Here is a 22,058-nt window from a genome sequence, read left to right as displayed (position 1 = left end):
TAAGGCTTAGTCCGTATTCAACTTGAGAAAGTGGCACCGATTCGGTGCTTTTTTGGTATACAAATAGTCCTTTGGATGATTCCAAAGGACTATTTATATATCTACTATTTCTTGACCTCATCCAAAATCTCGATTACCTTATACAAATCTGGTTCTGTGATTTGGTAGGGAGCTTGTTCGCGAACAATTGGTTTGGCACAAAAGGCGATGCCGATACCAGCTGTCTTAATCATAGGTAAATCATTAGCACCGTCACCCATAGCAATGGTTTGCGAGAGTTCGAGACCATTTTCTGCTGCCCAATCTTTGAGTTTGGCTACCTTGACATCTTTGGTGACAATGTCACCATAGACCTTACCAGTTAAGACACCGTCAACCACCTCTAGGTGATTAGCCTTAACATAATCGATTCCTGCTTCAATTGCTAGTCTATCCACAGTCTCATGGAAACCTCCAGAAACCAAGCCTACCTTAAAGCCACGGGCGTGGAGTTCATCTACAAGTTCCTTGGCTCCCTTGTTGAAATGAATACGAGCGTAGACCTTGTCAAATATACTCTCTGGCAATCCCTTGAGGGTCGCCACACGCTCATTCAAGGCCTGTCTAAAATCCAATTCTCCACGCATGGCACGCTCTGTAATTTCAGCAACCTTTTGACCAACGCCTGCTTCTTCTCCCAATAAATCAATAACTTCTTCTTGGACTAGCGTAGAATCTACGTCCATAACTAATAAACCTTTAACTTCTGACATAATTACCTCGATTCTTCGATGTCTATATAAGCCTTCACTAGATTTAATTCAAATATGAAATGAAAAACGGACCTTACAAAAAATTCTGGACCGTAGTCCAGAATCTTTCTCTTACATACGAATTTGTTCGCGTGTCTTCTCGTAAGATGATACAAAACGATCTGTCACACCTGGTTCAACTGTTTCCAAAGCATAAGAGATTTCTTCCAAAGATGCATCATAATCATGATCAACCTCAAACAATTTAAGTGCATGCTCAAAGCTACTTTGAACAGCAGGTTCGAACGAACGGTAGCGGTTTGAGTATTGCAAGAGTTGCTCAGTCAAGGTTGCATTTTGAACAACCAAGTAAGCAGTCTCTTCCAAATGATCAATGGCGTTTTTAGATATTTCTGTCAAACGCATTACCGCATCAATATTAATACGGCCACGGCTGAGTTCGTCCATAAGGGCCTCAATTTGAGCACTAGTTGAGAAGAATACACTCAAGAAGGATTGAGGAATACCTGGCAGGTTACGTTTTTCCATGTAACGCTTGATAACATGCAATTTATTAACATAAAGATCAAGCTCTTCACGTGCTTTAGCTTCGTTTATCTCAATAGCCTGAAGATTTTCAAAGACCTCAACCTGACCATTTTCAACAGCTGACAAGGTATTAAGACTCTTTTCAAAGATTTTCTCAAGTTCTGAGAATGGTTTTACCTGAGTTTCAAAATTTTCAAGGGTTGGAAGAACAGCCGTCTCCACACCTGAGATATCAGATGCAAAGCTACGAACATCTGCCGCATAAGTTTCATCGAAGATGTAAGTCAACATGAGACGCTCAAGCTCTTCTTGAAGTTTCTTGTTGTTTTCTTTAGCATGCTTGAGATAATCTGGCAAAATTTTCTTTTGACGCATAACAACCTTGTATGAGGCAATTTCACGTTCAAAAATGCTATACAAGTTGTCAATTTTTTCTTGAATCTCAGCGTTTTCTTCTTCCGCACGGTCTAAATCAAGAGAAACCAACTCACTTGAGTTTGAACGGATAGCTTCACGAATTTCTTGGAAGCGACGTTCGATATTTTTCTCAGGGAAGTGATAATTTTGCTCAATCAACTTGCGATAGCCAGATTCCAAATCATCCAACTGATCTGGGAAATCATCTTCCAACTTAGCTACAATAGCAGGAATCTTCTCTGAAATTTGACCCAATGCAATAGTGTGCTCTTCTGCACGATCCAAGATAGTAGATGCTTCAACAGGGTCACCTGATGAGTTAAGAGTCACGAATTCTGCAAACTCAGCTTCAATGTTTTTAAGCTGCTTATTGATTTCGGTCATGGTAGAACCGAAATTATCAGAGTTTTCCTCGATTGAGTTTTGCAACTCTTCGTACAAGTCTAATGCATGCTTAACGCGAGCACTGTTCTTTTCTTCTTGTTCTTTCAAGGTTGAGAGCGCTTCGCGGATAGACTTGATATCTTCTTCCACAAGATCTAACTGACTCTCAATGTTATTGATTTCACCACTAGCCTTGAAGAAATGGAAGGTATCATTCATATTTTCAGCTTCGAAAATATGATTTTCAATATCTGCGAATGAATTTGTCGAGATATCAATCCATTTCTGATGCCATTCACGGAATGTTGTTTGACTTTGTCCAATCAAGTGAAGCTTTTTAACTTCTTCAATTTCTTCGTTAATTGGCAAGTCAAACAATTTTTGCTTGCGTTCTTCAAGCTGTGCAATCCGCGAATCATTTCGTTTTCTAATAAGAATACCGACTAAGTAAGCGATAATTACGAGCATAACTACCACTACAATCAGTAAAACAATTCCGCTAGACATAGTTTCTCCTTAATCGTCTATTATGTTCATAAATGTAGAATAACATTACGATTATATCATAGTTATCCTAGCATTGCACCCTTTTCTAAAAGAATATTAGATATCTAGAGTACTGTAAACGGCATTTTCTTCGATAAATTCGCGACGAGGTTCAACCTTGTCTCCCATCAGCATATCGAAAATCTTATCGGCCTCTGCAGCATCATCCACAGAAACACGTGCCATCAAACGATTTTCAGGGTCCATGGTAGTTTCCCAAAGTTGGTGGTCATCCATTTCACCCAAACCTTTATAACGTTGTACTGTAGGTTTTGAACGTCCCACACTGTAGTTTTCAAGAGCAACACGCAATTTGTCTTCTTGATCGGCACCAGGTTGGATGTATTCTTTAATCTCAGAACCAACCTTAACCCCATAAATTGGTGGTTGAGCAATGTAGACATAGCCTGCTTCCAAGACTGGACGCATAAAGCGATAAATCAAAGTCAGAAGCAAAGTACGGATGTGGGCCCCATCGACATCGGCATCGGTCATGATTACCAACTTGTGGTAACGAGCCTTGCTGACATCAAATTCAGCTCCAAAACCTGTTCCCATAGCTGTGAAGAGAGAACGAATTTCTTCATTGGCTAGAATCTTATCCATGCTAGCCTTTTCAACGTTCAAAATCTTACCTCGAATTGGCAGAATAGCTTGGAATTCACGATTACGACCTGATTTAGCAGATCCACCGGCTGAGTCCCCTTCGACAATGAAAAGTTCATTCATTTCAGCATTATTCGATGAACAGTCTGCCAACTTCCCTGGAAGGTTAGAAATTTCAAGACCTGACTTCTTACGTGTCACTTCACGGGCACGCTTAGCGGCGATACGGGCCTTAGAAGCCAAAATCCCTTTTTCAACAATCTTCTTAGCGATAGCAGGATTTTCCAAGAGGAAGCGACTCAAAGCTTCACTGAAGAGACGATTGGTAATCTTAACCACTTCAGAGTTTCCAAGCTTGGTCTTGGTTTGACCTTCAAACTGTGGGTTTGGATGTTTAACAGAGATGATAGCAGTCAAACCTTCACGAACATCATCCCCTGTCAAATTATCATCTTTTTCTTTGAGAATCTTATTCTGACGTGCATAGTCATTAATGACACGCGTTAAGGCTGTTCGGAAACCTTGTTCGTGAGTACCACCCTCATGGGTGTGAATGTTGTTGGCAAAACTCATTACCGTTTCATGATAGCCAGTCGTGTATTGCATAGCAACTTCAACCGAAATACCATCCATCTCACCATCAGTGTAGATAGGTTCATCAAAGATAACATCCTTGTTTTCATTGATGTATTTCACATAGGATGTGATACCACCTTCGTAGTGATAATGTTTCTCTTGTTTGAGACCTTCACGCTTATCTGTGATAGAGATACGGAGCCCCTTGTTCAAAAAGGCTAATTCTTGGATACGTTTAGCCAATTTTCCAAAATCAAACTCGGTTGTCTCTTGGAAAATCTCTGGGTCTGGCGTAAAGTGAACAGTCGTACCATGTTTCTCTGTTTCACCAATTACTGCCAAATCTGCTACCACTACCCCACGTTTATACTCTTGGAAGTGGATATGGCCATTTTTATAAACCTTAACATCAAGTTGTGTTGAGAGGGCATTAACGACCGAAGAACCAACCCCGTGTAAACCACCAGAGACCTTATAACCGCCTCCGCCGAATTTACCACCAGCGTGAAGTACTGTAAAGACAGTTTCTACCGCAGGACGGCCAGTTTTTTCTTGGATATCGACTGGAATACCACGACCATCATCGACAACCGTAATAGAATTGTCCGGCTCAATAAAGACTTGAATATGGGTGGCGAAACCAGCCAAGGCCTCATCGATTGAGTTATCGACAATCTCCCATACCAAATGATGCAACCCCTCTTTTGAGGTTGAGCCAATATACATACCTGGGCGCATACGTACCGCTTCAAGTCCCTCTAGGACTTGAATCTGGCTGGCATCATATTCTTGCGCTTTTTCTTCAAGATTTTTTAATTCATCAGTCATTTATGTCACAATCTCCAATAATGATTTATGGCCATCAACAAGCAAGGTATCCAGACCCGCTGCTCGACCAGCCTCTATATCTATCTGGCGGTCACCTATGACCAAGCCATGTTTAATATCGTATTTGTTAATTAAATAAAGAAAACTATCTGGACTAGGCTTTCTAGCAAAACCATTTTCAGAAGTTACAACCTCCGTAAAATAAGGGGCAATCTCTGCCTTATCAAGGATGTCTAGCACCAAGTGATTACGGTGGCTAACCAAGAAATTACGCCCACCTTCTTCCACTATCTTAGCGAGGATAGCCTTAGCCCCCTCAAAAAGTACAGGCTCTTGCAAATGCTTAGCTTCCTCCTGTTTGTATAGGGTTCGAAAATCGGCTATATCGGGAGCAAATTTCGCGATAGCTGTGCTGGTTGATACCTTAAGGGCATCATAAATTTCTTGGTGCTCTGCCGTCCGACCAAATTGCTCTAAAGTTGCTAGAAAGGCTTGGGTTGATACCTGGTAATTATCCAACAAGGTACCACCCAAATCCCAGATATAATCTCCATAATTCATAACCTTAATTATACCATAAAAGGTCAGATTTTGCTTGTTTTTCACAGCTAAAAAGGCTTGGATAAGCTATCCAAACCTTAATTTTTTATTTCAGAATCAAACTTGCCACAATGGGACTAATAAAGACATATAGAATCCCTGTTACAGCAATTGAAAGACCACCCATGGCACCTGCAACCTGACCATATCTGAAGGCAGCTCCGGTACCTACGGCGTGTCCAGTTCCTCCGAGTGAAAGTCCGATAGCAACTGGATCTTTAATGCCAATCATTTTTAAGAAGACAGGACCCAAGACAGAGGTTAAGATACCCGTAATAACAACGACAACCAAGGTTACTGTCGTAATCCCCTGCATTTTTTCCGAAATCCCTACAGCCATGGCAGTTGTTACAGACTTAGGAAAGAGAGAAATGGCTAGGAAATAATCCATCCCAAAAAGCTTAGCAATCAAGGCCGTATAACTCGTATTTAGAACACAGGCAACCGTTGATCCAATTAGAATACTCTTATAGTGATGGCGCATGAGGTGTAGATTTTTATAAAAAGGAACTGCTAACGCAACTGTTGAAGGAATAATCAAACTGTTAAGATAAGAACCACCTACATAGTAATCCTTGTAGGAAATACCTGTATAATGCAAAATGACGATAATCAAGGCAGTCGATACAAGGAGAGGCGTTGTCAAAGGATTAGGAAAACGGCGATAAATCAAAAGCCCTATTGTGTAAGCTAGTACAGAAAGTGTTAGCCCAAACAAGGGTGTATTAAAAAAATTAGCCACGTTTAACCTCCTCGTAATCACCTTCAAAATGTTTTTTGATGAAACCGACAACTACTGCAATCACTACAATATTAAGAACCAAGGCTCCCATAATAATCAAAATAATAGGGACAATATTCGCTGAAATAGCATTCCATCGTTCCATAATACCGACACCTGCTGGCAAAAATAGAATGGTCATATTGGTAATTAAAAACTCTGCTACTGCATGAATATGACGTAGACGAATCCACTTAAGCTGAAGAGCAATAAGAAGCAAGAATAAACCAATAATGCTTCCAGGAATAGGTAATTTGAAGAATGTTGAAATAGCTTCACCAATAACGGCAAACAAACAAATCAACATGAATTGAACGTAGTATTTCACGACTTGCCTCCTAGGTTTAATCACCTATTAGTCTACTCCTTTTTTTTTGAATTTCAAGAGTTTTCAGTAAATTCTTTTGAAAAATTGAGAGGTATAAATCAGCCTCTTTGAACATAAAAAAATCCAACCCTAAGGCTGGACTTTATCACAGATGCCACCACCGAGAATTGAACTCGGAACGGAACATTACCATTGCTCTATTATACCATTTAACTATAGCGGCAACTGTTTTAATCTTACCATACTTCTATTTACTGTGGCAAGATTTTTTGCTTATTTTTTATAAATTTAAGTCTTGGTAAGGGGTACGGTAACCAACCTGTAAAACCTTACCATCTTTAATCAAGATAGGACGTTTAATCAACATACCATCTGAAGCCAAGAGTTCAACAGCTTCATCAAGAGATAGGGTTGGCAACTTATCCTTTAGACCTAGAGAGCGGTAGGATTGACCACTCGTATTGAAGAATTTCTTAAGTTCTAAATCTGACCCTTCCAAAAGCTCTTTTAAAAATTGAGCTGAAGGTGGATTTTCCTTAATATTAATAGATTCAACATCTAAACCTAATTGATTGAGTTCTGCCTTTGCCTTGCGACAAGTGCTACATTTGGGATATTCATAAAAAGTGTACATGTTTTTCTCCTTTTTTCTAGCATAAGATATCTGTCTAAGGATTGTCAAACCTAATGCCTTCTAAATGAAGTAAGAAATGCTTGGCATCTTCTCCTGCGGCGTATTTTCCTATATGACCACTACTAGGAAGAACACGATGACAAGGGACCAGAATCAACCAGGGATTCTTACCAACAGCAGTTCCTACGGCCTGTGCCGATTGGCATGAAATCACTTTACCAATCTGGCTATAGGTTCTACTCTGACCCACAGGAATGTCCCGTAAAGCTGACCAAACTTTTTGCTGGAAGGCTGTCCCTCTATCAGCTAGAGGGAGGTTATCTGAACTTGGATGATTACCTTTAAAATAAGCCTCTAACCAATTCTTGGTCATTTTCAAGATAGGATTTGAGGTGTCTACTAGCTCCTCTTCCTTAATTCCTGCTTGAAAATGCTTTTGCCCCTCCAACCAAACACCATAAAGCGCTTGGTCACTTGCCACCAAGCACAAGCGTCCAATAGGAGATAAATAATACTGACGATAAAGCATGTCTTTATTATAACAAAAAAGACAGGAATCTCTTGTTCCTGTCAATTAACTCTTATTATTTACCTTTAATCAAACGCACACGAACGATATTGTCACTAGCTTCAAACTTAGCAACCAATTCATCAATCTTAGACTTATCTGTTTCATCAAGGTCAAGAAGTGTATAGGCATAGTCGCCCTTAGAACGGTTGATGATATTATCGATATTGATATTAAAATCAGAAACCGCAGTAGAGATACGAGCCACAATATTAGGCACGTTTTTATTAATCAAGGTGATACGGTATGGGGCACTCAAGGCCTGTTGCACACGTGGGAAGTTAACAGAGTTAACAATTTCACCTGTTTCCATGAAACGACGAATGGTTTGACCAGCCATAATCGCACAGTTAAGTTCTGCTTCACCTGTTGATCCACCAACGTGTGGGAAGACAGTCACCTTAGGTTTGTTAAGGAGGTCTTCTGTACCAAAGTCGGTGATATAGCGTTTAACCACACCTGTTTCCAAAGCATCAAAGAGGGCATCGTTATCTACCAACTCTGCACGGGCAAAGTTAATGATAGTTGTCCCTTTTTGCATGAGGTTAAAGGCATCCGCATTGAAAGTACCTTTTGTATCTGGTGTCAATGGAACGTGAACGGTGATATAATCACAGTTTTCAAAAATCTCTTTAAGATCAGAAACACGTCTTACATGATGAGAGATATTCCAGGCAGCTTCAATAGAAACATATGGATCGTAACCATAGACCTTCATTCCCAAACGGTAAGCATCATTGGCAATACGTGCACCAATAGCACCGAGCCCGATAACACCCAATGTCTTACCAGCAATCTCGCTACCAGCAAACTGTTTCTTACCTGCTTCAATTTGTTTAGGAACATCATCACCACTAAGTGTGTTAACCCAAGCATTGGCCGCAATATAGTCACGTGCTGAGAGTAAGATAGAGGCCAAAACAGCTTCTTTAACAGCGTTAGCATTGGCACCTGGAGTATTGAAGACAACAATCCCTTTTTCAGTTGCTTCGTCAACTGGGATATTGTTAGTACCTGCACCAGCACGCGCAATAGCTTTCAAGTTGTCAGGGAAGACAGTGTTATGGAGATTTTGACTACGAATGATATAGGCATCCGGATTTTCCGCTAAATCACCATCAATTTGGAAATGATTTCCAAGTTCCTTCAAACCAATCTGGTTAATATTGTTATACGTTTTTACACTAAATACCATAATTTTATTCCTCTTAAATCAATGTATCCCGTGGTGAGCTGCTTCATCAAGTTCTTGATAAAAGGCTTTCTCTCGCTTAGTTTTGATTTTCTGATAAGCAAGACGTTCACCATCAATAGGAACCTTGCCACAATAGACATAGCCAAGCTTCTCCAAAATATGTTGCATGACAGTATTCTTTTCATGCGTATCACAACGGAAATCATGAGCATCAGTTCCCTCAATAAGACCTTGAATGAAGGTTTGAGCAATACCCTGACCCGTAAATTCACTTAAAACGGCGATTCTATGAAAAGTAATGTAGCGCTTATTGTGGTGTTTCCAGTCCCCGTCATAGATTTTGTCGTAAGCAGGGTCTCCATCAACAATCACCGCAGCATAAGAAACAATTTGACCATCAACAATTCCTACATAGGCCTGCCCATTAAGGACATCGTCAAAGATAGTTTCTTCAGTAGGGTAACCATCAGCTCCTTGCCATTGGGTACTCCCCGCTTCTGCTAAAGCAGTTCTAGCACTCTCAATCACAGTCATGATAGCCCCAATTTCATTTGGGAAGGCTTGTCTAATTTCCATCTCTTTACCTAATTATTTATTTTCGGCTTCAAATTTCTTCATAAAGTCAATCAAGTCAAGTACACCCTGACGTGGGAAAGCATTATAAACACTAGCACGCATACCACCTACTGAACGGTGTCCTTTGATATTCTTGAAACCAAGAGCATCTGCTTCTGCTACAAACTTAGCATCCAATTCTTTGCTTGGTGTGACAAATGGAATGTTGCAGACAGAACGATCTTTAGCATCCTTGACAGGATTTGTGTAGAAATCAGATGACTCAATGTAATCGTAGAGAAGACCTGATTTCTCACGTTGAATTTCAGCCATCTTGTCCACGCCACCAATTTCATTTTTAACCCAGTCAAAGACGAGTTTTGAAATATAGATGTTGAAACATGGTGGTGTATTGTAAAGTGATCCTGCTTCAGCTTGAATACGGTAATCCAACATGGCAGACAATTGTGGTTGGTCGTTAAGGAAGTCTTCACGAACGATAACCACTGTAACACCAGCAGGTCCAATATTTTTCTGAGCACCAGCATAGATAAGGGCAAAGTCCTCAACATTGTAACGAGCAGCCAAAATATTTGAAGACATGTCAGCTACAATTGGCACACCATTAGTATCAGGCAAATCGTAGATAGATGTTCCTTCAATGGTATTGTTCGTTGTCAAGTGAACATAAGCAGCTTCTGGATCAATTGTTGCTGGGTCAAAACTTGGGATATGATCGTAAACAGTTTCTTCTGAAGAGGCCAAAAGAATTGGTTCAAAAGGAATGGTTTTTGAAAGTTTAACAGCTTCTGTGTAAGCTTTTTTACCCCATGAACCACCTACAAGGTAGTAAGCTTTCTTACCTTGAGCGAGGTTAAGTGGGACCATTGTAAATTGTGTTGAAGCGCCACCTTGCAAGAAAATAACCTTATAGTTATCAGGAATGGCCATAAGCTCACGAAGTGTCGCTTCCGCATCTTTAACGATTTTGTCAAATTCTGGAGAACGGTGGGACATTTCTAGCACGGACATACCGGAATCTTGATAGTTAAGCAATTCAGCTTGGGCTTTTTCAAGCACTGGTTTTGGTAATGTAGCAGGTCCTGCTGAGAAATTATAAATTGTCATAAAGACACCTCCAAAATTTTAATGGTCCTATTATAGCGAATTTTCTGAATATTGTAAAGTGTTAACAGTAAAAAACGAACGGGATTAACCGCTCGCCTCAAAAAAGTTAGGTATTTTATGTATATTTTTATCAGTAATTGATTTTAGTATCCGTTTATTTTTGCTTAAGAAAATAGGCTGCCCCAATTAGATTAGCTCCATTATGATGATGACAAGCAACAATCTTGGGACGTTTAATAATTTTACCGATAAAGTCAATCTCATGGTGAACCTTATCAAACTGGCGGTTTACCTCCTCGATAAGAATTGGCTGGGCTGAAATGCCACCTCCAATAACAAAGGTTTCCATATCAAAGATGGTTTGAAGATTCAAAATGGTAATGGCTAGATTACGGCAATAGCTTTCAAAAAGCGAATAGACCGTTTTATCTCCTGCATTTATGGCCTTAAATGCGGCTAAACCATCCTTTAAATCTGAGTTACCTAGCACTTCATTTACCTTGGTAATTAAACCGACAGCCGACAAAGTCATGCCTCGCATCAATGAAGGATCAACTTTTTCCATTTGAACTGGTAAAAGAAAGGTCAACTCCCCCGCTTGAAAGTGGCTTCCTTGAAAAAGTTTACCATTAATAATAAATCCACCACCTAGACCTGAACCCAAAACAAGGGCTGCACCATTGGTTACTCCTTGCAAATGACCCGTCGCTAGCTCTGCCAAGGCCGCTGCTTTACCATCATTAAGAGCCATCACAGGCAGATGGTACTTGGCTTCAAGGACCTCTTTAATACGAAAGCCGTGGAAGAACCTCAATAAGCCACCATGATAAATCACACCTTCCTCAGTATCAACCGTCCCTGGAACACTAATTGCAATACCTGATAAGTCTACTTCAACTGAATTGACTATCTGACCAATCACGTCAATGGCTTGTTCTAAGTTTTGTGGGGATGACTGCGTCGGCAGACTCTTTTCAATGGCAAACCGATCCGAGACAAGTGCTGACTTCACCTGTGTTCCCCCAAAATCAATCGCTAAAATCGTCATAAGCATCCTCCACAGATTGTTATTCGTCATTATAACACAAAATAGCAAAAACTAGAAAAAACGGTTCCAAAATGCTATCATAAACTTACACAATTAGATAAAAGGAGTATCTCACATGACTAAATTTCTACACACTTGTGTCCGTGTCAAGGACCTAGAAGCCTCACTTAAATTTTATAAAGAGGCACTTGGTTTCAAAGAAGCTCGTCGCAATGATTTTCCAGAATATAAGTTCACCCTTGTCTATTTACAACTCGAAGATGATCCTGATTATGAGTTGGAATTAACCTACAACTACGACCATGAAGCTTATGATCTCGGGGATGGATATGGTCATATCGCCGTTGGTGTTGATGACCTAGAAGCTACACACCAAGCTCACAAAGAGGCTGGCTATACTGTCACAGACCTCTCAGGTCTTCCTGGTAAACCAAAAATGTACTACTTCATCACTGATCCAGATGGCTATAAGATTGAAGTTATTCGTTTGGCTCAATTCCTAGAAAAATAAATCAAAAAAAGTCAGATCGTATAGATCTGGCTTTTTTTGTGCTTAATTTTTATTATCTGCTTTCAAGGCTGACAAAATTTGGGTACGAATATCATCCACACCGTTTGGATTATTTGGCAAGAATAAGGTTTGATTTCCTTTCGCCGCAAAAGTATTAAGGGTATCCAAATATTGGTTAGTCAAGAGAATAGACATAATCTGCTCTTCAGACATCCCCACATTAGCCTCTTTTAGTTCTGCAATAGATTCAGCCAATCCATCAACGATAGCCTTACGTTGTTGGGCAATACCGACCCCGTGAAGACGATCTTTTTCAGCTTCGGCTTCAGCTGCTGTGACAATCTTGATCTTATCAGCTTCTGCTAATTCTTGGGCTGCTACACGCTTACGTTGGGCAGCATTGATTTCGTTCATAGACTGCTTAACTTCAGCATCTGGCTCAACCTTGGTAATCAAGGTCTTAACAATGATATAACCATAAGTTGTCATTTCTTCTGCTACTTGGTGTTGAACCTCAAGGGCAATCTCATCCTTTTTCTCAAAGAGCTCATCAAGCGTCAATTTAGGAACTGATGAACGAAGGGCGTCCTCAATGTATGATTTAATTTGAGCCTCTGGACGCATGAGTTTATAGTAAGCATCTGTAACATTTTGCTCATTTACACGATACTGAGTAGCCACATTCATCATAACAAAGACATTGTCCTTGGTCTTGGTTTCGACCACAATCTCACTTTGAAGCAAACGTAGTTGAATACGAGCTGCAATTTTATCGATACCAAACGGCAAACGCATATGGATACCACTCGTTGCGATTTTTTGATAGCGTCCAAAACGTTCAACAATAGCCACTGACTGTTGACGTACAACGTAAAGCATACTGATGAGAATTCCTAAGATAATCAAGAATGAAATCAGTAAAAAGAGAAATGCTGCTTGCATGTTAAGTCCTCCAAAATAAACATTAAAAATTTCTTTGCTTTATTATAGCACAGTAATACAATTTTTCAAGAAAAATAGTATATCTTTTTCAAGCACTTGGACAATCAGAAAAGAGGTTGAAACACTAGCGTTTCAGCCTCTCGTATTTTTTTGACCGATTTTAGAAGCTAAAGGTCAAAAGGTAACTTTTTATTTACGATACATCTTAACTTGAAGGTAAATATCGTTATAGATTCCTAGCCACTTTTGACCTAGGTTATTATAGACTTCAAGGTTTTTAATGGTTGATTCTGATGGATAAAAAGCTTTATCATCCGTAATACTCTTTGGAAGTAAGGCTTTGGCTGCCTCGTTAGGTGTGGCATAACCGATATATTCAGCATTTTGTGCTGCATTTTCCGGTTTAAGCATGAAGTTAATAAAGGCATAGGCTTCCTTCTCATGCTTCACAGTTTTAGGAATCACTAGATTGTCAAACCAAAGATTTGAGCCTTCAGATGGGACAACGTAACGTAGGTCCTCATTTTTATCAAGCATCTCACTAGCTTCCCCTGAGAAGGTTACTCCAATGGCCGCATCACCTTGAACCATGTAGCCCTTCATCTCGTCACCAACAATAGCCTTGATATTTGGTGTTAGACTATTAAGTTTAGTTTCAGCCAAACGTAATTCAGTCATGTTTTTCGTATTCAAGCTATATCCCAGGCTATTGAGTGAGAAACCAAGGACTTCACGCGCACCATCAACTAGCATAATCTGGTTTTTGTAATCTGGTGACCAAAGATCATCCCAGTGCTGTGGTGCTTTTTTCACCAATTTTGTATTATAAACAATACCGACAGTTCCCCAGAAATAAGGGATGGAATAGTCATTGTGAGGGTCAAAACTAAGTCCTTTAAAGCTTGGGCCAATCTGGTCAAAACCTTTGATTTTAGATTTATCCAACTTCACCAAAAGGTCTTCCTTAACCATTTTATCAATGGTATAGTCTGACGGCACAGCGATATCGTAGGTTGTTCCGCCCTGCTTAATCTTTGTATACATGGCTTCATTGGAATCAAAGGTTTCGTACTGAACCTTGATGCCCGTTTCTTTTGTAAACTTAGTCAGGAGGTCTGGGTCAATATAATCACCCCAGTTATAGATAACTAATTTGTCCGACACATTTCCTGTACGACTCTGCATGTAGGCAGAGATGCCCCAAAGGAAGAAGATAATGGCTAAGATACCTGCCAGAAATTGATAGAGTCTACGCATCCTGCTCCTCCTTCTCCTTGGTAATCGCATAATAACCTATCACTAAAAGAATAGAGAATAGGAAAACAACGGTTGACAAGGCATTGATTTCCAGAGAAATCCCCTTACGTGCACGTGAGTAAATTTCCACAGCAAGTGTTGAAAAACCATTCCCCGTTACAAAGAAGGTTACGGCAAAGTCATCCAATGAATAGGTAAAGGCCATGAAATAACCAGCAATAATACCAGGTGTCAAGTATGGCAACATAACCTCACGTAACATCTGCCATTGAGTTGCACCTAGGTCATAAGCGGCATTCACCATATCTCGATTCATTTCCTTGAGACGTGGCAACACCATGAGAACCACAATTGGGATTGAAAAAGCAATGTGACTCAATAAGACAGATACAAAGCCTAATTGGAAACCAATCAAGGTGAAGAGAATCAAGAAACTTGCACCAATCATGACGTCCGGTGCAACCATGAGCACGTTATTTAGGGATAAAATCCCAGTCTGTTGTTTCTGTTTACTCTCATAGATAAAGATAGACCCAAAGGTACCGATAATCGTTGCCAGAAGAGCGCTAAGGAAAGCTAAAAAGAAGGTTTGAGCCAGGATTAACATAAGTCGGCTATCTGAAAACATGCTCTGATAGTTATCCAGAGTAAAACCTGTGAAACTATTCATATCGCCACCACTATTGAAAGAATAGGCGATTAAATAAAAGATTGGCAGGTAGAGGATAACAAAGACAAGAGCTAAATAGAGATTTGCAAATTTTTTCATTTACGTCTCTCCTTTGTTAACCACATTGTCGCAATCATAGCAGCAATAAGAACAACACCAATGGTTGCCCCCATTCCCCAGTTTTGTGTCGTGAGGAAATGCTGTTCGATGGCTGTCCCTAGGGTGATAACTCGGTTACCACCAATCAAGCGTGTCAGCATAAAGAGGCTGAGACTAGGAATAAAGACCGACTGGACACCAGAGCGTACCCCATTAAGCGATAAGGGAAAAATAACCTTGGTAAAGGTCTGCCAATCATTGGCTCCCAAATCTTTACTCGCATTCACAATATTTTCATCCAAATCATCCAGTGCATTGAAAATCGGTAGAATCATAAAGGGAATTTCAATATAGCTAGCCACGAAAATGAAGGAGAAATCCGTAAAGAGAATTTGCATGGGTGCAATCCCAAAGAAGCCGAGAAAGGAATTGATACCACCTTGTTGCCCAAAAATTCCCATAAAAGCATAGGCTTTCAGAAGGAGGTTGACCCAGGTCGGCAAAATGACCAACATCAACCAAAGTTGCTTGTGCTTTAATCTGGTTAAAAGATATGCCGTCGGATAAGAAATGAGAAGGGTTACCAGAGTAATAATGGCTGCATAAAGAACCGAGTTAAAACTCATCCTTAAATAAGTCCAACTGGAAAAGAAGGTACCATAGTTGTCCAAAGTAAAGTTGCCACTGATATCAAAGAAAGACTGATAGAGTAGCATGAGCACTGGAGCAACCACGAAGAGTAGGAGCCAAAGGAGGTAAGGAACTGAGAAGAGGCTAGCTGTTTTCTTCATAGCGCTCCTCCTCAATGGCATTAATCAAGCCATCTTCATGCTCTTCCACTTCCACATATTCTTCAATACGCGCATCGAATTCTTCTTCTGTCTCATTAAGACGCATGATATGAATATCCTCAGGCGTAAAATCAAGACCGATAATCTCACCCTCAATCGCCTTACGGGTTGAATGAATCATCCATTCATTACCAAGATTGTCATAGGCAATGATTTCATAGTGGACCCCACGGAAGAGCTGAGTTTCCACGCGAACTTGCAATTTGCCTTCCTCAGGAAGTGTAATCTGTAAATCTTCAGGGCGAATCACCACTTCGACAGGTTCATTAGGACGCATTCCTCCATCAACAGATTCAAAACGTTTCCCATTGAACTCAACCAAATAGTCCTCAATCATAACGCCTGGTAGGATGTTAGATTCTCCAATAAAGGTTGCAACGAAGTGATTGATCGGTTCGTCATAGATATCAACCGGAGTTCCTGATTGAACAATTTCACCATCATTCATAACAAAAATCCAGTCTGACATGGCCAAAGCCTCTTCTTGGTCGTGAGTGACAAAGACAAAAGTAATTCCTAAACGTTGTTGCAATTCGCGCAACTCGTATTGCATTTCAGTACGTAGTTTCAAATCCAGTGCTGACAAAGGCTCATCCAAAAGGACTACACGTGGTTGGTTAATAATCGCACGAGCAATAGCCACACGTTGACGTTGACCACCTGATAATTTTTGAATCGAGCGCTTTTGATAACCATTTAGTTGAACCATCTTTAAGGCTTCTTCTACACGCTCTTCAATTTCCTTTTTAGGCACCTTTTTCAATTTAAGGGCAAAAGCCACATTGTCAAAGACATTCATATGTGGAAAGAGGGCATAAGATTGGAAAACGGTGTGAACATCCCTTTTATTGATAGGAATATCATTGATACGTTTTCCATCCAAAAGGACGTCACCACTGGTCGCATCTAAGAGACCTGCAATGATGTTCAAAATCGTTGATTTACCAGAACCAGAAGCCCCAAGAAGGGTATAGAACTTACCTTCTTCTAGTTCAAAGTTGATGTCTTTTAAAACTTGTGTGCCACTGTCTTCAAACACTTTTGAGACATTTCGAAAGGCAATAATCGGATTAGTCAATTGTCATAAATCCTCCATGGATAGCAAATATAGGGATAGGGTTTTATTAGTTTAATTCGTCGCCAATGATACGTACTTCAGGCTCTAGTGTAACACCTGAATTTTCCTTAACCTTAACGATAACATCTGAAATAAGGTCTTCATAGTCTTTTGCTGTTCCTTGATCGACATTGACCATGAAACCAGCATGCTTAGTAGACACTTCAACACCGCCGATACGATGTCCCTTGAGGTTAGCTTCCATAATCAGCTGACCTGCAAAGTGACCTGGTGGGCGTTTAAAGACCGAACCACATGAAGGGTATTCAAGAGGTTGTTTAAGCTCTCGCAAATGATTGAGACGATTCATCTCATTCTTGATTTGCTCGTAGTCTCCTGGTTTGAGGTTAAATTTAGCTGAAATAACCACTTCACCTGTTTCTTGGAGCACCGAACGACGATAACCAAAACGCATATCTCTTGCATCAATCGTACGAATATCACCGTCTTTTGTAAGAACCTGAGCAGAAACCAAGATATGGGCAATCTCACCACCATAGGCACCCGCATTCATAAAGACGGCACCACCAACACTACCTGGAATCCCCGCTGCAAATTCAAAACCAGTCAAACTTTGGAAACGAGCCACCTTGGTTGTCGCAATCAAATTAGCCCCCGCTTCAGCTTCAATTTGATAACCATTAACTGCAATACCATTCAGTCTGTCAAACATAATCACAAAACCTCTGATACCACCGTCACGGACAATCAAATTACTGGCATTACCGAGCACCATCCAAGGGATGTCATGCTTATTAGCAAATTTGACAATACGAGAGAGTTCATAGCGGTTACGTGGAAAGGCCAAATAATCCGCTGGACCACCAACCTTGGTATATGTATAACGTTTTAAGGGTTCGTCGAAACGAATATCAATCCCCACTAAATCTTCTTTAAGTTCATCTAACATGTTATTTTCCATACTTTTTCTATACATTTATTTCTTTGTAGGTATCGTGATAGACTTCCCCATATTACTATCACTACCTAAAAATGAGTTAGCATTTTTCCTAAAAATTAAAAGAAAAATACGGCAAAAAGCCAAGATTAATTATAGCAAAAAATCCCCATCTTGACGACAAGGAATTTCACGCAAAGCTAGTCCATAACTTCCAATTTACGGACATCACTAGTGTTTAATTGACTCAAATATTTTTTGTAGGCTTGGCCAGTTTTAGGGTCAACCAAATCATCTGCTATTTCTATCAAGGGAACCAAAACAAAAGCTCTCTGACTCATATAAGGATGGGGCACTTTAAGGTGCTCAGTCTCCCAGATTTCCTGCCCATATAGAAGAATATCAATATCTACTGTCCGAGGCCCCCAATGCTCATGACGAACGCGGTCAAGATTTTTTTCAATCTGCTGACATGACCTTAGTAAGGCTTCAGCCGGCAACTGAGTCTCTAAGACCAAGGCAAGGTTCAAAAAATCAGCCTGTTCTGTCAGTCCCCAAGCAGCCGTTTCATAATAGGAAGATACTACTTTAACCTCTGTCTCAGGTAAGTCATTCAAGGCCTCCACAGCTTTTTGGAGATAGTCCTGACGATCACCCATATTAGATCCCAAACTCAAATAAACTCTTGTCATCGGCTACGCTCCAATTCAATACCAACACTCTTATAATGCCCATTAATTGGTGGATTTTCCTTGGTAATTCGAACTTTAATAGATTGAATTGGTGTAAATTGGGCAAATAGATCCTCACAAATCGCACCCGCCAAACGCTCAATCAAAATATACTTTTTATCTTCCGCTTGTTTTTGCACGGCTTCGAAAACCAAACCATAGTGAACCGTATCATCTAGATTGTCACTCTGTGAAGCCTTAGTTAGATCAACAGTCAATTCCAAATCAACCACAAAAATTTGCCCTAGGGTCTGCTCCTCAGCAAAAGCCCCGTGATAACCATAAAAACGGCAACCATTTAAAATAATTTTATCCATAGTTTCTCCTTAAGACACTAGACTCTTCTTTATTCTAGCACAAAACAGTTGAAAAGTTGGTCTCTAATTAGTATGATATTTTAGACAAATCTGAAATTAGTGTATTTACACTTTATGCAATCGATTGCATAATTCTTCTGATTTGGTAAAATATAGACACAGGAGCTAAAAAGAGACTCCTGAATTATAAGCAAGACTATCTCAACTAATAAGGAAAAAACTATGACAAATCAAACCGCAATGCAATATTTTGAATGGTATCTCCCAAGTGACGGTCAACACTGGAACAATTTGGCTGAAGATGCCCAACATTTAGCAGACCTAGGCATCAGCCACGTTTGGATGCCACCCGCTTTTAAAGCTACAAACAAAGATGATGTTGGTTACGGAGTCTATGACCTCTTTGACCTTGGAGAATTCGACCAAAAAGGAACAGTCCGCACCAAATACGGCCTCAAAGAAGAATATCTCAATGCTATCAACCAACTCAAAGAAGTTGGTATTGTACCTATGGCCGACGTTGTGCTTAATCACAAGGCGGCAGCAGATAAACTTGAGACCTTCGAAGTGGTCGAAGTTGACCCAGAAGACCGTACCCAAGAGATCAGCGAACCATTTGAAATCGAAGGCTGGACACATTTCACCTTTGACGGACGTAATAAAGCCTACAACGATTTTGAATGGCACTGGTACCACTTTAACGGAACCGACTTCGATGCCAAACGTAATAAAAGTGGTATCTATCTTATCCAAGGTGACAACAAAGGCTGGGCAGACAACGACTTGGTTGACAACGAAAATGGTAACTTCGACTACCTTATGTATGCCAACCTAGACTATAAACACCCTGAAGTTATTGAAAATATTTACGAATGGGCAGATTGGTTCGTTGAAACAACAGGCGTTCAAGGATTCCGAATGGATGCCATTAAGCACATTGATTCTTTCTTTATGCGTAATTTTATTCGCGATGTCAAAGAAAAACAAGGTCAGGATTTCTATGTCTTTGGTGAATTTTGGAATGGTAACGAGGAGGATAACAATACCTATCTTGAAAAGATTGAAAAACGTTTTGACCTCGTCGATGTTTCCCTCCACAACAATCTACACAACGCTAGCACAGCGGGAGCTGATTATGATTTAACAACAATTTTCGATCATTCCTTGGTCAAAAATCATCCTGAACATGCCGTGACCTTCGTAGACAACCACGACACTCAACGCGGACAAGCTCTAGAATCTACTGTTGAAGAATGGTTTAAACCAGCTGCTTACGCTCTCATCCTTCTCCGTGAAGACGGTCTTCCTTGCCTATTTTATGGTGACTACTATGGTATTGAGGGTGAATTTGCCCAAGAAAATTTCCAAGAGAGCCTAGATACCTTGCTCTACGCTCGTAAAGACCTAGCTTACGGTGAGCAAACAGACTACTTTGATGATCCAAACTGTATCGGGTGGACACGCTCTGGCAACGAAGATGGGGCTCCATTAGCTGTAACGATTTCTAATGATGCTGCTAACAGCAAGTCTATGGAAATTGGTAGTGATTGGGCTGGACAAGCCTTCTATGACATTCTTGGAAACTGCTCTGATACTGTAACCATTGACGAAGACGGATGGGGAGACTTCCCAGTTTCTGAAAAATCTGTCAGCGTTTGGACAATTCAAGACTAAGAAAAAAAGCTCAGTTGAACTGAGCTTTTTTTAGTATCATAAAATTCCTGAAATAGTCTTAACGATATCATGATTGACGTCAACATTATGTACACGGACAATCTGACATCCTTTGGTAACTGCATAGCCAGATAAGGCAGCTGTCCCCTGGTCGCGATCCTTAGCTTGAGTATTCCCACCTAGTAGGTAGTTCACAACTCGCTTACGAGAAATTCCAAAAAGAACAGGATAGCCCAAGGCAACGACCTTGTCCAAGCCTTTTAGCAGGTCAATATTGTGTTGGACATTTTTAGCAAATCCAAAGCCTGGATCAATCCAGATATTGTCCTTGGCCACACCTGCTTCCAAGGCAGCCTGGGCACGTTGACTGAGGAATGTACAGACATCTTCTGTGACATCATTGTATACTTCTTCTTTTTGATTATGCATAAGGATAATCGGCACATTCTTTTCAGCTGCTAAAGCTAACATCTGACCATCATAAAGTCCAGCCCAGACGTCATTTAGAATATCTGCACCTGCTTCAAGAGCAGCTCTAGCAGTGGCTGTCTTATAGGTATCAATACTGATGAGCACATCATATTTTGCCTTGATAGCCTGAATAACTGGAACGATACGAGCAACCTCTTCTTCCTCAGTAACAAATTCTGCCCCTGGTCCTGTAGATTCGCCACCGACATCGATAATAGCAGCCCCCTGGGCAATCATGCGCTCAACCTGAGCCAAGGCATCCTCTACTGTGTCAAAATCGCCACCATCTGAGAAAGAATCAGGGGTGACATTCAAGATTCCCATAATACAGGCCTTACCTGTAATCTCATGTTTACCGATAAACATCTTAACTCCTAAAAATCACGCATCAATGAAAGAATTTCCTTGCGTTCTTCACGGTCTTCTTTATAAAGGCCCTTAGCGACAGTTGTGATTGTCTTACTTCCTGGTTTCTTAATGCCTCGCATAGTCATGCACATGTGCTCTGCTTCAACCATGACAAAAACTCCTCGAGGATTCAGAGCTTCTTCAAGTGCTGTAGCAACTTGATCTGTAAGACGTTCTTGCAACTGCGGACGACGAGCAGCTACTTCAACCGCACGCGCTAATTTGGAAAGTCCTGTCACCTTGTCTCCACTTGGCAAATAAGCCACATGGGCCTTACCATAAAATGGAACCAAATGGTGCTCACACATAGAGTAAAAAGGAATATCCTTGACAAGGACAACTTCGTCATGAACTTCTGAAAAGACAGCTGTAAATTGATCCTTAGGATCTTCATTTAGACCTGAAAACATTTCAGCATACATCTTAGCCACACGTTTTGGTGTATCCAAAAGTCCCTCACGCTCAGGATTTTCACCTAGAGCTTCCAATAGTTGATAGACTGCTTGTTCTACTTTTTCTTGATTTGCCATAATTACCTCTTGCAACGTTATAATACTATCTATTATACCTTATTTTGCTGGATTTTTCTTGCAAAAAATAAGATTTCCTAGCTACCTAAATCTCAAAAAAAGCGAAGA

Annotated in this window: 24 protein-coding genes and 1 tRNA gene; 2 read left to right on the top strand and 23 right to left on the bottom strand. The window is 40.4% G+C overall.

Annotated features, from left to right (window positions below; translation table 11 throughout):
• Window positions 1-104 precede the first annotated feature (104 nt).
• From serB to ACT170_RS10070, 13 genes are all read right to left on the bottom strand, one after another.
• A complete protein-coding gene (serB, locus tag ACT170_RS10130) occupies window positions 105-752 on the bottom strand; it encodes a phosphoserine phosphatase SerB (RefSeq protein ID WP_410536907.1) in 648 nt (215 codons plus the stop codon).
• 111 nt (window positions 753-863) lie between these two features.
• Window positions 864-2,588, bottom strand: coding sequence for a septation ring formation regulator EzrA (gene ezrA / locus ACT170_RS10125; protein WP_444818275.1), 1,725 nt, complete (start codon window positions 2,586-2,588; stop codon window positions 864-866).
• A gap of 96 nt (window positions 2,589-2,684) precedes the next feature.
• On the bottom strand, window positions 2,685-4,637 hold the full coding sequence (gyrB, locus tag ACT170_RS10120) for a DNA topoisomerase (ATP-hydrolyzing) subunit B (protein WP_444818274.1): 1,953 nt from the start codon (window positions 4,635-4,637) through the stop codon (window positions 2,685-2,687).
• Complete coding sequence (locus ACT170_RS10115; protein WP_037611867.1) at window positions 4,638-5,198, bottom strand: HAD-IA family hydrolase; 561 nt, start codon at window positions 5,196-5,198, stop codon at window positions 4,638-4,640.
• 85 nt (window positions 5,199-5,283) lie between these two features.
• Complete coding sequence (locus ACT170_RS10110; protein ID WP_002886784.1) at window positions 5,284-5,979, bottom strand: LrgB family protein; 696 nt, start codon at window positions 5,977-5,979, stop codon at window positions 5,284-5,286.
• A complete protein-coding gene (locus ACT170_RS10105) occupies window positions 5,972-6,346 on the bottom strand; it encodes a CidA/LrgA family protein (RefSeq protein ID WP_014634867.1) in 375 nt (124 codons plus the stop codon). Before ACT170_RS10105 ends, ACT170_RS10110 begins: the two co-directional genes overlap by 8 nt.
• Window positions 6,347-6,498: 152 nt before the next feature.
• Window positions 6,499-6,569: transfer RNA gene (locus tag ACT170_RS10100), tRNA-Thr, on the bottom strand.
• A gap of 57 nt (window positions 6,570-6,626) precedes the next feature.
• The gene (locus ACT170_RS10095) at window positions 6,627-6,980 is read right to left on the bottom strand and encodes an arsenate reductase family protein (RefSeq protein WP_037611955.1); all 354 of its coding nucleotides are present in this window, start codon (window positions 6,978-6,980) and stop codon (window positions 6,627-6,629) included.
• Window positions 6,981-7,014: 34 nt separating this feature from the next.
• Window positions 7,015-7,509, bottom strand: a complete 495-nt coding sequence (locus ACT170_RS10090; RefSeq protein WP_444818273.1) for a methylated-DNA--[protein]-cysteine S-methyltransferase — start codon at window positions 7,507-7,509, stop codon at window positions 7,015-7,017.
• Window positions 7,510-7,564: 55 nt separating this feature from the next.
• Window positions 7,565-8,743 carry a 3-phosphoglycerate dehydrogenase family protein gene (locus tag ACT170_RS10085; protein WP_195435478.1) on the bottom strand — a complete coding sequence of 393 codons (1,179 nt, stop codon included), beginning with the start codon at window positions 8,741-8,743 and terminating at the stop codon, window positions 7,565-7,567.
• An 18-nt stretch (window positions 8,744-8,761) separates the two neighbouring features.
• Window positions 8,762-9,319, bottom strand: coding sequence for a GNAT family N-acetyltransferase (locus tag ACT170_RS10080; RefSeq protein ID WP_002884484.1), 558 nt, complete (start codon window positions 9,317-9,319; stop codon window positions 8,762-8,764).
• Between the two features lie 12 nt (window positions 9,320-9,331).
• The gene (gene serC / locus ACT170_RS10075; protein WP_014632766.1) at window positions 9,332-10,426 is read right to left on the bottom strand and encodes a 3-phosphoserine/phosphohydroxythreonine transaminase; all 1,095 of its coding nucleotides are present in this window, start codon (window positions 10,424-10,426) and stop codon (window positions 9,332-9,334) included.
• A gap of 154 nt (window positions 10,427-10,580) precedes the next feature.
• Window positions 10,581-11,474, bottom strand: a complete 894-nt coding sequence (locus ACT170_RS10070; protein ID WP_201712266.1) for an ROK family protein — start codon at window positions 11,472-11,474, stop codon at window positions 10,581-10,583.
• 115 nt (window positions 11,475-11,589) lie between these two features.
• On the opposite strand from ACT170_RS10070, the gene gloA reads away from it, so the two are divergent.
• Window positions 11,590-11,985, top strand: coding sequence for a lactoylglutathione lyase (gloA, locus tag ACT170_RS10065; protein ID WP_002891517.1), 396 nt, complete (start codon window positions 11,590-11,592; stop codon window positions 11,983-11,985).
• A 42-nt stretch (window positions 11,986-12,027) separates the two neighbouring features.
• Here gloA and ACT170_RS10060 read toward each other — a convergent pair whose 3' ends face one another.
• From ACT170_RS10060 to folB, 8 genes are all read right to left on the bottom strand, one after another.
• Entirely contained in the window at window positions 12,028-12,927 is a 900-nt protein-coding gene (locus tag ACT170_RS10060; protein ID WP_002891518.1) for an SPFH domain-containing protein, read from the bottom strand.
• Between the two features lie 189 nt (window positions 12,928-13,116).
• On the bottom strand, window positions 13,117-14,184 hold the full coding sequence (locus ACT170_RS10055; RefSeq protein WP_410541379.1) for an ABC transporter substrate-binding protein: 1,068 nt from the start codon (window positions 14,182-14,184) through the stop codon (window positions 13,117-13,119).
• Entirely contained in the window at window positions 14,177-14,953 is a 777-nt protein-coding gene (locus ACT170_RS10050) for an ABC transporter permease (RefSeq protein ID WP_002884421.1), read from the bottom strand. Before ACT170_RS10050 ends, ACT170_RS10055 begins: the two co-directional genes overlap by 8 nt.
• Window positions 14,950-15,744 (bottom strand): ABC transporter permease, encoded by a 795-nt coding sequence (locus ACT170_RS10045; protein WP_272159150.1) that lies wholly within the window; start codon window positions 15,742-15,744, stop codon window positions 14,950-14,952. The genes ACT170_RS10050 and ACT170_RS10045 overlap by 4 nt, the downstream gene beginning before the upstream one ends.
• On the bottom strand, window positions 15,728-16,882 hold the full coding sequence (locus ACT170_RS10040; RefSeq protein ID WP_002884517.1) for an ABC transporter ATP-binding protein: 1,155 nt from the start codon (window positions 16,880-16,882) through the stop codon (window positions 15,728-15,730). Before ACT170_RS10040 ends, ACT170_RS10045 begins: the two co-directional genes overlap by 17 nt.
• 46 nt (window positions 16,883-16,928) lie before the next feature.
• Window positions 16,929-17,831: a UDP-N-acetylmuramate dehydrogenase gene (gene murB / locus ACT170_RS10035; RefSeq protein ID WP_155213354.1), complete on the bottom strand. Its 903-nt coding sequence runs from the start codon at window positions 17,829-17,831 to the stop codon at window positions 16,929-16,931.
• A gap of 188 nt (window positions 17,832-18,019) precedes the next feature.
• A complete protein-coding gene (folK, locus tag ACT170_RS10030) occupies window positions 18,020-18,511 on the bottom strand; it encodes a 2-amino-4-hydroxy-6-hydroxymethyldihydropteridine diphosphokinase (protein WP_201036044.1) in 492 nt (163 codons plus the stop codon).
• Window positions 18,508-18,867 carry a dihydroneopterin aldolase gene (gene folB / locus ACT170_RS10025; protein WP_060972232.1) on the bottom strand — a complete coding sequence of 120 codons (360 nt, stop codon included), beginning with the start codon at window positions 18,865-18,867 and terminating at the stop codon, window positions 18,508-18,510. Before folB ends, folK begins: the two co-directional genes overlap by 4 nt.
• Window positions 18,868-19,089: 222 nt before the next feature.
• On the opposite strand from folB, the gene ACT170_RS10020 reads away from it, so the two are divergent.
• Window positions 19,090-20,541, top strand: coding sequence for an alpha-amylase (locus ACT170_RS10020; RefSeq protein WP_225998682.1), 1,452 nt, complete (start codon window positions 19,090-19,092; stop codon window positions 20,539-20,541).
• A 36-nt stretch (window positions 20,542-20,577) separates the two neighbouring features.
• On the opposite strand, the gene folP is transcribed toward ACT170_RS10020, so the two are convergent.
• Together folP and folE are read right to left on the bottom strand one after the other, a co-directional pair.
• Complete coding sequence (gene folP / locus ACT170_RS10015) at window positions 20,578-21,378, bottom strand: dihydropteroate synthase (RefSeq protein WP_410541377.1); 801 nt, start codon at window positions 21,376-21,378, stop codon at window positions 20,578-20,580.
• Window positions 21,379-21,386: 8 nt separating this feature from the next.
• Window positions 21,387-21,950 (bottom strand): GTP cyclohydrolase I FolE, encoded by a 564-nt coding sequence (gene folE / locus ACT170_RS10010; RefSeq protein ID WP_002884345.1) that lies wholly within the window; start codon window positions 21,948-21,950, stop codon window positions 21,387-21,389.
• Between the last annotated feature and the right edge of the window lie 108 nt (window positions 21,951-22,058).

The sequence above is a fragment of the Streptococcus sp. cx1 genome, assembly GCF_052384325.1.
GTDB lineage: Bacteria > Bacillota > Bacilli > Lactobacillales > Streptococcaceae > Streptococcus > Streptococcus salivarius_G.
This window is presented reverse-complemented; position numbering and strand designations above follow the sequence as displayed.